Annotated in this window: 6 protein-coding genes; 2 read left to right on the forward strand and 4 right to left on the reverse strand. The window is 36.6% G+C overall.

The features are described 5' to 3' along the window. Positions 1 to 257: 257 nt before the first annotated feature. Both dnaE and BXU10_RS08645 read left to right on the forward strand, forming a co-directional pair. A complete protein-coding gene (gene dnaE / locus BXU10_RS08640) occupies positions 258 to 4,799 on the forward strand; it encodes a DNA polymerase III subunit alpha (protein ID WP_078226992.1) in 4,542 nt (1,513 codons plus the stop codon). A gap of 175 nt (positions 4,800 to 4,974) precedes the next feature. Beyond that, the gene (locus BXU10_RS08645; RefSeq protein ID WP_078226993.1) at positions 4,975 to 5,940 is read left to right on the forward strand and encodes an outer membrane beta-barrel protein; all 966 of its coding nucleotides are present in this window, start codon (positions 4,975 to 4,977) and stop codon (positions 5,938 to 5,940) included. 184 nt (positions 5,941 to 6,124) lie between these two features. Here the strand turns inward: BXU10_RS08645 and BXU10_RS08650 are convergent, their stop codons facing one another. From BXU10_RS08650 to BXU10_RS08665, 4 genes are all read right to left on the reverse strand, one after another. Further along, the gene (locus tag BXU10_RS08650) at positions 6,125 to 7,117 is read right to left on the reverse strand and encodes a Gfo/Idh/MocA family protein (protein WP_078226994.1); all 993 of its coding nucleotides are present in this window, start codon (positions 7,115 to 7,117) and stop codon (positions 6,125 to 6,127) included. Positions 7,118 to 7,483: 366 nt separating this feature from the next. After that, positions 7,484 to 9,592 (reverse strand): prolyl oligopeptidase family protein, encoded by a 2,109-nt coding sequence (locus tag BXU10_RS08655; protein WP_078227949.1) that lies wholly within the window; start codon positions 9,590 to 9,592, stop codon positions 7,484 to 7,486. A 211-nt stretch (positions 9,593 to 9,803) separates the two neighbouring features. Beyond that, positions 9,804 to 12,011, reverse strand: a complete 2,208-nt coding sequence (locus BXU10_RS08660) for a TonB-dependent receptor (RefSeq protein ID WP_078226995.1) — start codon at positions 12,009 to 12,011, stop codon at positions 9,804 to 9,806. A gap of 150 nt (positions 12,012 to 12,161) precedes the next feature. Further along, on the reverse strand, positions 12,162 to 12,515 hold the full coding sequence (locus BXU10_RS08665) for a hypothetical protein (protein ID WP_078226996.1): 354 nt from the start codon (positions 12,513 to 12,515) through the stop codon (positions 12,162 to 12,164). Between the last annotated feature and the right edge of the window lie 185 nt (positions 12,516 to 12,700).

Genomic DNA, 12,700 nt, shown 5'->3' on the forward strand with positions numbered 1-12,700 from the left:
TTGTTGGGAAGGTTCGCTGTAATGGCGAACCTTTTTTGATTGGTCTCAGATCGGGGTTTAAAACCCTGCAATTTATTGCAGTACTTTAGTAATGCGAAAAAATATAATATTTGACTTTTTAGTGTTGATAAAAAGTTTTCAAAATTGAGAGACTGAAAGGTGTTAACAAGTTAAGCTGGAATACCCCAAAAAAATCCCTAAATTTGAAGTTCAATTTTTTGTAAATTTATAAAATTGCAATCCCTTCAATAACAGCTATGTACTTAATATTCGATACCGAAACTACTGGATTACCCAAAAACTGGAATGCTCCAATTACCGATTCTGATAACTGGCCTCGCTGTATACAGATCGCATGGCAGCTTCATGACGAAATGGGACAGCTTATCGAGCATCAGGATTATTTGGTAAAACCGGAAGGATTTAATATTCCATACGATGCTGAACGTATTCACGGAATTTCTACTGAATTGGCGCAAGCCGATGGAATTACGCTGGCTGAAGTTTTAGAGAAATTCAATATCGCTTTAAGTAAAACGAAATTCATCGTAGGTCAGAATTTAGGTTTCGACGTTAATATCATGGGAGCCGAATTTCATAGAATGGGAGTAGAATCTCAAATGAGTTCAATGCCTGTTTTAGATACCTGTACTGAAGTGACGGCTTCTTTATTAAAGCTTCCCGGAGGTCGTGGAGGAAAATTCAAACTTCCGACCCTAACCGAATTACACGAATATCTTTTTAATAAACCTTTCGCAGAAGCGCACAATGCAACTGCCGACGTTGAGGCAACTACGCGTTGTTTTCTCGAACTGGTTAGAAGAGAGATTTTTACCAAAGAAGAACTTGATGTTTCAAAGGATTATTTCAAAGAGTTTCAGGAAAGAAACCCACAAGAGTTTCCTTTAATTGGTTTAAAACATATCAATCTAAAAGCAGCTTCTGATAAAATCCGTGAGCAAATCAAGGCTTTACAAGTTGATGATACGCCAACAATAGTTTCAGATTCTGCAAAAGCTGATTTCAAAGCGGCAAAATTTGCGCATTTACACAATCATACACAGTTTTCGGTTCTTCAATCGACTATTGGAATTGGGAATATTGTATCGGCTACAGCCAAAAACGGAATGCCGGCCGTTGCTATGACCGATACCGGAAACATGATGGGAGCATTCCATTTTGTGAGTGCTGTTATGAATCATAATAAAGCTGCTTCAGGCAAAAACAAAGCTTTGGTTGAAGCAGGAGAGGAGCCAACAGAAACCGAAATCAAGCCGATTGTGGGCTGTGAATTCAATGTTTGCGATAATCACTTAGATAAGAGTAAAAAAGACAACGGAAATCAGATTGTATTATTAGCCAAAAACAAAAATGGTTACCACAATCTGGCTAAAATGTCTTCGATTGCTTTTACTGACGGATTTTATTATGTTCCAAGAGTTGACCGAAAAATTATCGAACAATATAAGGAAGATATCATGGTTTTGTCCGGGAATTTATACGGGGAAATCCAGAGTAAAATTCTAAATATTGGTGAAGTCCAGGCAGAAGAAGCCTTGATTTGGTGGAAGGAACAATTTGGAGAAGATTTCTATCTGGAAGTTATGCGCCACAATCAGGAAGATGAAAATCGTGTCAACAAAACCCTGATTGAGTTTTCTCAAAAGCATAATGTCAAATTAATTGCAACTAATAATACCTATTATTTAAATAAAGAAGATGCCAATGCACACGATATTTTATTGTGTGTAAAAGACGGTGAAAAACAGGCAACGCCAATTGGTCGTGGTCGTGGTTACCGTTACGGACTTCCAAATCAGGAATACTATTATAAGTCGGAAGAAGAGATGAAAAAACTCTTTGCCGATTTACCGGAAGCGATTATCAATATTCAGGAAATTGTTGATAAAGTAGAAATTTATTCGCTTTACCGAGATGTATTGCTTCCGAAGTTTGATATTCCGGAAGAATTTGTAGTTGCTGAAGATGAAGCTGATGGAGGAGTTAGAGGGGAAAATAAATACCTGCGACATCTTACAATGGAAGGTGCTAAAAGAAGATATGGTGAAATTACTGAATCGATTCAGGAACGTTTAGATTTCGAATTATTAACGATTTCGAATTCAGGATATCCGGGTTACTTTTTGATTGTTCAGGATTTCATCGCTGAAGCCAGAAAAATGGATGTTTCGGTAGGTCCTGGTCGTGGATCTGCAGCGGGTTCTGCCGTTGCATATTGCCTTGGTATTACCAATATTGATCCGATTAAATACGATTTACTTTTTGAGCGTTTCTTAAATCCTGACCGTGTATCGATGCCCGATATTGATATCGACTTTGATGACGAGGGTCGTGGACGTGTAATGGATTATGTAATCAACAAATACGGACAGAAACAGGTGGCTCAGATTATCACTTATGGTAAAATGGCAACCAAATCAGCGATTCGTGATACGGCGCGTGTGTTGGATCTGCCGTTGTTTGAAGCTGATAGAATAGCTAAGTTGATTCCCGCAATGATGCCGGGTAAATGGAATCTGGCTCGTTTCCTTTCAGAATCAGAAGATGAGGTTAAAAAAGCATTAAAAGGTGCTGATGAATTTGAACTTGTAAAAGAATTAATCGCCATTGCCAACGAAGGTGATTTGGCTGGAGAAACCATTCAGCAGGCAAAAATTCTTGAAGGATCGATGCGTAACACAGGAATACACGCCTGTGGGGTAATTATTACACCGTCAGATATTACGAATTATGTTCCTGTTACGACTGCAAAAGATTCGGATTTATATGTAACGCAGTTCGATAACTCAGTTGCAGAAAGTGCCGGATTGTTAAAAATGGACTTCCTGGGTCTGAAGACCCTTACACTTATAAAAGATACCGTAAAACTGGTAAAATACAGAACAAATATCGATCTGGATCCGGATACTTTTCCGATTGATGATCCTGAAACGTATGCGCTTTTCCAAAGAGGTGAAACCGTTGGAATCTTCCAGTACGAGTCGCCCGGAATGCAGAAATACATGAAGGATCTGAAACCAACTGTTTTTGGGGATTTAATTGCGATGAATGCCTTGTACCGTCCGGGACCATTGGAATATATCCCTTCTTTCGTTCGAAGAAAAAACGGTGACGAGGAAATTAAATACGATTTAGATGCCTGTGCCGAATATCTGTCTGAAACCTATGGAATTACCGTTTACCAGGAGCAGGTAATGCTTTTGTCTCAGTCTTTGGCAGGATTTACAAAGGGTGAAGCCGACGTTTTGCGTAAAGCGATGGGGAAGAAACAAAAAGACGTACTGGATAAAATGAAGCCGAAGTTCGTTGAACAGGCTTCAGCAAAAGGTCATGATGCTAAAATTCTCGAAAAAATCTGGAAAGACTGGGAGGCTTTTGCGAGTTATGCCTTCAACAAATCGCACTCGACTTGTTATGCGTGGATTGCGTACCAAACGGCGTATCTAAAAGCACACTATCCGGCAGAATATATGGCAGCGGTGCTTTCGAATAACATGAACGATATCAAGCAGGTTTCGTTCTTTATGGAAGAATGTAAACGAATGGGCTTGCAGGTTTTAGGGCCTTGCGTTAATGAATCGTACTATAAATTTACCGTAAACGATGATTATGCGGTACGTTTCGGAATGGGAGCGATTAAAGGTGTAGGTTCCGGAGCTGTAGCCACAATCGTTGAAAGCAGAAAAGACGGAAGATATAAGTCCATTTTTGATCTGGCAAAACGAATTGATTTGCGTGCTGCCAATAAAAAAGCAATTGAAAATCTTGCTTTGGCTGGAGGATTTGATTCGTTTGAAGGAACAACCAGAGCACAGTATTTTCATGATGATGGCGACGGAATTACATTCTACGAAAAAGCGATGCGTTACGGATCAAAGTTTCAGGAAAACGAAAACTCGTCGCAGGTAAGTTTGTTTGGAGAAACCAGCGAAGTTCAAATTGCGGAACCTGTTGTACCGCCATGTGAAGACTGGAGCACGATGGAAAAACTGGCTAAAGAAAAAGAAGTTGTCGGAATTTATATTTCAGGACATCCATTGGATGATTTTAGGTTCGAAATGAAATACTTCTGCAATGCACGATTGGAAGCACTGAAAAGTATGAATGAATACGTAGGCAAAAATCTAACATTTGCCGGAATCATTAATAACGTACAGCATCGTGTGGCTAAGAACGGAAAAGGCTGGGCGGCTTTTAATTTAGAAGGCTATGATGAAAGTTATGAGTTTAAGATTTTTAATGAAGAATATCTTAAATTCCGTCATTTCCTGATTCAGAATAATTTTGCTCATATAAAGGTATTAATTAAAGATGGCTGGGTGAATCACGATACAGGTAAAAAATCGGAGCCGAGACTTCAGTTTGTTGAGGTAAGACAGTTGCAGGATGTTTTGGAAGCATTTGCTAAAAAACTCATTCTTTTATTAAATATTAAAGATTTGCAGACCGATTTTATTCATAGATTAAGCCAGTTGTTCAATGCGTACAAAGGGGATAATTCAGTGACTTTTGAAATTATGGAATTAGAAAAGGTAAAACGTCTCGTTGAGGTTGAAACAGCAAATGGGTTTGAAGAGACAGACGACGCAGTTTTTACAGATGAAAATGATGATGGAGATGTCGCTCTTGAAGATACCAAAATAAAAGAAGTAACAGAAGTAGAAGAAATAAAGGTAGTGACTAAATTATCGATGCCAAGCCGTAGATTAAAAGTTAGAATATCTAATGAGTTATTAGAGGAATTAGAAAAAATGCAGATTAATTTCAAACTCAATTAAAATTTAACAGTTAAAATTTAATTGATAATGTATTTTTTAGGTTAAAATTATGCGCGCATAGTAATTTATTTTTGGATTGTTATTCAAATTAATAATTATTTTTAATAGAGTGGGAATGCTGTAAAGAAAGAAATTTTAATTGTTATAATTTTGTAATAATTTAATAAAGAAAACTATGAAAAAGCATTTATTTTTAATCGGATTTATGATTTGCTCTATGGCCACAATAGCGCAAACTGAAGGTGCCGATAAACCGGAAAGCTGGTATTTTAAATTAGGAGGTTCCTATTTCATTCAAACTGCCGCTACTGATTTTCCAATTATTTCAGGAACATTACCTAATAATGATGTCTACGCAGCAGATGGTACAACTCTGGTTTCAAGAGAAGCTAATCATGGATCTTTTGGACAAGGTTTCCGTTCAACTTTGGCAGCAGGATACAGATTCAATACACGTTTAGGTGTTGAAATGGGTATAAACTATTATGTTGGGAATAATGAAAAAATGGCTGAAACTACTCACAGATTAGTAGCTGCCGGGCCAACTTTTGTTTCTGGTAAGGCTGAAGGCCGAATCAGAGCATTTGATTTATCTCCGGCTTTAGTTTTGTTTTTAGGAGAGCACAAAGGTTTTGAGCCTTATACTAAAGTAGGGGTTATTGTTCCTGTTCATGGGGATTTAACTATCGAAACTAACCGTACGTATACAAATGCTTCTGGAACACCAATATTAAAGACATTTTCTAAAGATGTTGTAAAGCCAAAACCGACTGTAGGTTTTATGGCAGCTATTGGTACGTCATATAAGTTAGGAAAAAATATTTCGGTATTTGCTGAAGTGGAGTACCGTAACTTTACTGTACATGGGGACACTAAAGAAACTGAAGTTTATACTGAAAATGGAGTTGATAAATTATATACTTCAACTACTTTTAGACCAGATGCTTCTTATTCAGCAAGTCATGTTAAATATGTTGATAAATTGACAACGAATTCAAATCACTATTTATTTAATCCTAATACAGCAACAACAAATATAGAAAAGGATACAACCAGACCTGATGATGCAATGAACGATATTAGTTCTTATGTTGGAATTTCTGGTTTAGGTTTGACTGTTGGTCTTAAATACAGTTTATAATTTACAGAACTTTTATATTACAAAAAAAGAGAATATTCATTTGAATATTCTCTTTTTTTGTGCTTTTTTGTCATTTCGACGAAAGGAGAAATCACACTCGTAACTCGACAAAGATTGGCGAATTTCTATAAGGAATCTCTAGTGTGATTCCTCCTCCGAAACGACAAATAATATCGAATTATTGTTACTTCAATCCCCTAAACTCTTTTAAAACTTCGTCAATAACCCATGTGGTTCTTGCACCTGAAACTCCTTTCGATGGAGAAGCTCCTTCGTTGCCCAAAAGTTCTTCGATAACGGTTTCAATAAAAGGCTGTTGAATATGAAGCGGGTTTTCAATGGTAATGGTTTCTTTGTCACCATTTGCATATTCAATTTTAATAGGATCCTCGCCAAAAGTTGAAAAGGCTATTTTTCCTTTATCACCTACAATTTCAGTAACATCGTAACGTTCAAAACTGGCGAAATTCCATAATCCCGTACCGTGCACTCCGTTTTCGAATAGAAAGGACATCGAAACTGAATCTTCGGCAGGATACGCTTTTAGCTGAGAAGTGGCATGTCCGCGTACGGATTTTATCGGGCCTAAAACAAAATCTAAAAAATCTAAAGTATGGCAGGCCAGATCGACAAAGATTCCACCGCCTGAAAGATGTGGCAAAACCGTCCACGGAAGATTGATTTCGTCGTCATAACGTTCTTCAAATGGATGGTACAAAACGCAATTTACGTGACGTATGTTTCCTAATTTCCCTTCGTCTATTATTTCTTTGATTTTTAAAAAGCGGGGAAGGCTTCTTCTGTAATAAGCTACAAATAACGGAACATTGTGTTCTTTGCAGGCACTGATCATTTCGTTACATTCTTCAAAGGTCAAAGCCATTGGTTTTTCAACATAAACCGGTTTTCCGGCTTTGGCACACAAAATCGTATATTCTTTATGTGAAGACGGAGGCGTGGCGATATAAACGGCATCAACTTCCGGATCGTTGATTAAATCGACAGCGTTGGAGTACCATTTTGGTACATTATGGCGTTTGGCATAATCTTCGGCAAGGGCTGCATCTCTTCGCATAACGGCTACCAAAGCTGAGTTTGGCGCTTTCTGAAATGCCGGACCGCTTTTAACTTCGGTTACGTTTCCGCAACCTATGATTCCCCATTTTATGATTTTCATTTGTTGTTTTTTTAAGTTATTTCAAATTTAAGGCTATTTGAAAAAGTTAGCCACGAATTCACGAATTTATTTTAATCTATTGTCTAAAAATGCTGTGCTGAATTCCCTGAATTACGAATTATTTTTCACGCAGATTTTAAAAGATTTAAGCAGATGCACACAGATTTTATTTTTAATCTGCTTGATCTGCGGGAGTAAAAATTAGTACGATAAAAAGTCATCAATTATTCTTTCTCGCAGATTTTGCAGATTGCACAGATTTTTTTAAACAGAATCTGCAAAATCTGCGGGAACAATAAAAACAAAGCCACGAATTCACAAAAATAATTCGTGAATTCGTGGCTAAAAGAATCTTAGATTAAAAATTTACTTTTTAGGTAAAGTTTTAAAACCCATATTGTAAAGCGTGAACGCCTGGATATCTACATTTTCCTGAATCGTAGCCGCAACAGATTTTCCTGCACCGTGACCTGCTTTAACGTCAATACGAATCAAAACCGGATTGTCTCCCGTTTGTTTATCTTGTAATTCAGAAGCAAATTTAAAACTGTGTGCCGGAACTACACGATCGTCATGATCTCCTGTCGTTACCATTGTAGCTGGGTAATGCGTTCCTTTTTTAACGTTGTGAACCGGAGAATATCCTTTTAAATATTCGAACATTTCTTTGTTGTCCTGAGCAGTTCCGTAATCAAAAGCCCATCCTGCACCTGCTGTAAAGGCATTGTAGCGAAGCATATCCATAACACCAACTGCCGGTAAAGCTACTTTCATTAAATCAGGACGCTGAGTCATTGTTGCGCCAACTAATAAACCTCCGTTAGATCCTCCACGGATTGCCAGGTAATCAGATGAGGTATATTTTTGAGCAATTAGATATTCTGCAGCAGCGATAAAATCATTAAAAACATTTTGTTTTTGGAGCTTTGTTCCTGCATCATGCCATTTTTTTCCGTATTCACCACCACCTCTTAAATTGGCAACGGCGTAAACACCTCCATTTTCCAGCCAGACTGCATTGGCAATACTGAAACTTGGTGTTAAACTAATATTGAATCCGCCGTAACCGTAAAGGATTGTCGGGTTTTTACCGTCTAGTTTTGTCCCTTTTTTATAGGTAATAATCATTGGGATTTTGGTTCCGTCTTTTGAAGTATAGAATACTTGTTTTGACTCGTAATCATCACTTTTGAAATCTACTTTTGGTTTTTGATAAATTTCCGATTTGCCTGATTTTGGCTCAAACGAAAAGATGGTTCCCGGGGTAGTGTAATTAGTAAAACTGTAATACAATATTTTTTCATTCTTTTTTCCTCCAAATCCGCCTGCTGTTCCAACTGCAGGAAGTTTGATTTCACGGACTAATTTTCCGCTGTAATCGTATTGCTGTACAAAAGAAACTGCGTCTTTGGTGTAATTAGCAAAAAAGTACCCGCCACCTGTAGACGGAGACAGAATGTTTTGGGTTTCAGCAATAAAATCTTTCCAGTTTTCAGGCTTCGGATTGCTTACATCTACAGTTACTACACGCTTGTTTGGAGCGTTAAAATCGGTATCAATAAACAATTTGCCTCCCTCGTTTTCTATGATATTATTATCGCTGTTAAAATTGTCTACAATAGTAACTATGGGACTGTCAGGTTTTGTTAAGTCTTTAATGTATAACTCATTTCCATAGGTAGAATTGGCAGCTGTAATCACCAGGTAATGATCGTCCTCGGTAACAGATCCTCCAACATATCTTCTTTTTTGGTCGGCACCAAAAATAACTTTATCGTCTTTTTGAGAAGTACCTAACTTATGAAAATACAATTTGTGCTGATCTGTTTTGGCCGATAATTCACTTCCTTTTGGCTTTTCATAACTGGAGTAATAAAAACCTTCATTTTTATACCATGAAACACCGCTGAATTTTACATCAACTAATGTGTCTTCCAGAACTTTTTTAGAAAGAGCATCAATGATAATGACTTTTCTCCAGTCGCTTCCGCCTTCAGAAATAGCGTAGGCAGCTTTGGAGCCATCTTTAGAAAAATCCAGTCCGCCAAGCGAAGTGGTTCCGTCTTTAGAAAATGTATTTGGATCTAAGAAAACTTCTTCTTTGCCTTTTTCGTCTTTTCTGTAAACAACCGACTGATTTTGAAGTCCGTTATTTTTGGAATAATACGTAAATTTTCCTTCTGTAAAAGGAGCACCTATTTTTTCATAATTCCATAGTTTTTCCATTCGTGCTTTTAATGCATCTCTAAATGGAATTTGATTTAAATAACCGTATGTAACTTCGTTTTGAGCCTTTACCCAGGCACCGGTTTCATTAGATTTATCATCCTCCAGCCAACGGTAAGGATCGCTAACTTTGGTATCAAAATAGACATCAACAGTTTCACCTTTTTTAGTTTCGGGATACTGAATTTTATTTTGTGCCAAAGAAATTCCTGCAGTAGTTATTGCCATTATAAGAAATGTTTTTTTCATAGTTGATTTTTGTGTTTGTAACAAAAATAGCAAATTTTGTTGTGAAAAATAATTTAAACCATATGAGTCATATAAGTTCATTTTAGTTTAGGGATAATCAAAATTATTGTCATCCTGAGCGAAGCCGAAGTGGCTCAGCCTGACACCAATCTTTAGAAGAATAAATTGATTCTCCAAAAATTATTTATAAGACTCATATGGTTTAAAAATGTTACAGATTAAAATTAACTCCCAAAACAATATTTCGTCCAATGTTTGGGATTCCGTCTGTTTTTAATCTTGAAAGGTGTGCAATATATTTTTTATCGAACAAATTATTTCCGTTCAGATTTACGTCAAAAGCAGTTTTTCCCAGTTTTACGGTTCCTCCAAAACCTAAGTTGACCAAAGTATAGCCTTTTGATGCTGTTTCAAAACCACTCACATTATCCTGATCAAAAGTCGAAGAAACATTTAAAGAGGCGTAACCTTCTTTGAACCAGTTTTTGATATTAAATTCGGTCCTAAGGGTATTATTCCAGTTATTGGCCGGAATTAAAGGCAAATAATCATCGTTGTCTTTTTTACCGGTTACGGTTTCAAAACTGGTTTCAAAATGCAGCCAGTCTAAAGGATGCGGATGAAAATGAAGTCCAATTTCTCCTCCAAATAATTTTGCATTATCCTGAATGTAGGCAAAAACATTATTGTTATCTCTGATTTCTCCGGTTGGTGAAGTATAAATGTAATTGTTTATGTGGTTATAAAATCCGTTTACAAAGAATTCAAAATGCGAATTTTTGTATTCTAAATTCAAATCGGTCTGAACGTTTTGTTCGGTTTTCAAATCGCTGTTTCCTATTTCATAACGATTGGTTCCTTCGTGAACACCGTTTGAAGTCAGCTCGGCTAAGTTTGGAGCTCTAAATCCGGTAGCTACATTTAATCGAAGTGTTAACGGTTCTGCTAATTTTGTTTTGTATCCCAAAGAAGCATTAAAACTGTCAAAAGATCGGTCTAAAGCTTCAAAAGAGCCTTCTTCTCCCACAATTCCGTGTGCTTCTGAAGTAACATTTCGGTTATCAAAACGTAAACCGGCTTGCAAAACGCTATTATTCCATTCGTAATTAGCAGTTCCAAAAACACCAAAATCATTGGTTGTTGCATTCGGAATCAAATATTCTTCTCCGGAATTTGTATTGGTCTGATGCATTCCCTGAACACCTAAAATGGTTTCAATTTTACCGAATTTCGGAAAATGATATTTTGCATTATAATTAAAAGTGTTTAGTTTCATTCGAAGTGCAGCGTCGTTGCTATCTTCAAATTCGCTTCTGTCATTTGAGATGTAACCTAAATCAACGTCAAGTTTTGAGTTTTCAAAAAAGATTACATTGTTTAAACTAAACAAATGATTGAAAATTCCCTGTTTTGGAAACTGAGTGTCTTTGCTCGAAGATTGTTCTGCAATTCCATCTTCCGGAATCCCGATGTCCAGTTTGTTGTAGTTGTATCTTAAAACACTTGAAAATGTGGAGTTGCTGTAACCAATTCCAGTTTTAAAATCAGTTTCATTATAACGCGAATTCGTTACACGGTCGCCATCGGCAATTTTATAGTCAGAATGTGTGTTGAAACTTCCACGGGCGAGAAATTTCCAATTGTCTGTAGACGTTTTTAATCCGATAGAAGAGTTGCTTCCCTGTGTATTCGTAAAATATTTTTGACTGAAATTAGCTTTGAATGTACCCGCATCAGCAAATTTTTCAGGATTGAAATACAAAACGCCTCCCAATGCATCAGAACCATACAATAAAGAAGCTGGGCCTTTGATTACCTCGACACTTTCGATTCCGGCATCGTTTAAACCTAAACCGTGTTCATCTCCAAACTGTTGGTTTTCGACACGAACGCCCTGAGAATATACCAAAACACGATTTCCGCTCAGTCCGCGAATTACAGGTTTTCCAATAGAAGTCCCTGTAGAAATCTGAGAAACTCCCGGAATTGTTGCCAGGCCTTCAATCAATGTAGAAGTTCCTTTTTGTTGTAATGTCTTGATGCTTTCATGATCAATTTTCATTACGTTTTGCGACTGAAGTTTGTTAAAAGGAGTAGAAACCACGACTTCGTCCATTTCCAGAATTGATTCTAAAAGCGTCACATCGAGCGTGTTTTCCTTTGTCAATTTTGCAATGGTTTTATTTTGATTTGAATATCCCACATAAGAAAAGGCAATACGCAAACTTCCGTTTGGAAGATTCTTTAATTCGTATTTCCCGTTTTCGTCAGTCGTAGTTCCTTTGTGTAATTCGGGAGCGTAAACAGAAACACCCGGTAATGGCTGATTTTGATTATCGGTAACAGTTCCTGAAACCGAATTCTGGGCAGAAAGTATACCCGAAAACCCAAAAATTAGGGCTATTATTATTTTTTTCATTTGAAAATGATTGCTATAGTTAATGGATTTTTCTTTTAAAGAGAAGCAAAAGAAACGTGAAGTTTACTGAATTTACATAGAAATGAAAATCAGGAAACCTAACTGAACTTTGAATTCAATTAAAAGGGTTTTGTTTCTTGGGGCGAAACTTTATGAAACTATAGCTGAAGGAGGACCCCGCAGTGTGTAAAGACTTCCTGAAAAGGAAATAATACTTTCTGAAAATCCAAAGAAATAAGGGATTTCCTGATGATTACTAAAAAACTGAAACGTGAAATTTTCAGGAGTAATGTAACTTCCAAAAGAAAAATGACAAACAAAACAAGAGTCATCGTCATGATGCTGATGCGTAATTTCACCATTTACATCATTGTAATTATGATGACATTTTTTTTCTGAAAGCTGTTTTGAAATGTGCTCATAACTATGGATGGACTGAAACAGTATTGATAGCAATACCATCAGACCCAAAGTAAAACCGGTTATGAGCTGTCTTTTTTTCATTACGGTACAAAGGTATAAAAGGCAAATATAAAAATGTTTGATTTTAACGCTTTTTATTGAAAATAGTGCAACAGAATATTTTTATGAAGAGTGAAAACAGAATAATTAGCATTGTAACCAAATCATAAACAATCATTATATTTGTGTGTCAAATAAATATTTCTAAAAAACGTTTATTTAAAATC

Source organism: Flavobacterium sp. LM4, from assembly GCF_002017935.1.
Taxonomy (GTDB): domain Bacteria; phylum Bacteroidota; class Bacteroidia; order Flavobacteriales; family Flavobacteriaceae; genus Flavobacterium; species Flavobacterium chungangense.

Bases quoted from the DNA above. Each gene is read 5' to 3' on its own strand.
- BXU10_RS08665 (WP_078226996.1), bottom strand. From the start codon at position 12,515: ATGAAAAAAAGACAGCTCATAACCGGTTTTACTTTGGGTCTGATGGTA.
- dnaE (WP_078226992.1), top strand. From the start codon at position 258: ATGTACTTAATATTCGATACCGAAACTACTGGATTACCCAAAAACTGG.
- BXU10_RS08645 (WP_078226993.1), top strand. From the start codon at position 4,975: ATGAAAAAGCATTTATTTTTAATCGGATTTATGATTTGCTCTATGGCC.
- BXU10_RS08660 (WP_078226995.1), bottom strand. From the start codon at position 12,011: ATGAAAAAAATAATAATAGCCCTAATTTTTGGGTTTTCGGGTATACTT.
- BXU10_RS08655 (WP_078227949.1), bottom strand. From the start codon at position 9,592: ATGAAAAAAACATTTCTTATAATGGCAATAACTACTGCAGGAATTTCT.
- BXU10_RS08650 (WP_078226994.1), bottom strand. From the start codon at position 7,117: ATGAAAATCATAAAATGGGGAATCATAGGTTGCGGAAACGTAACCGAA.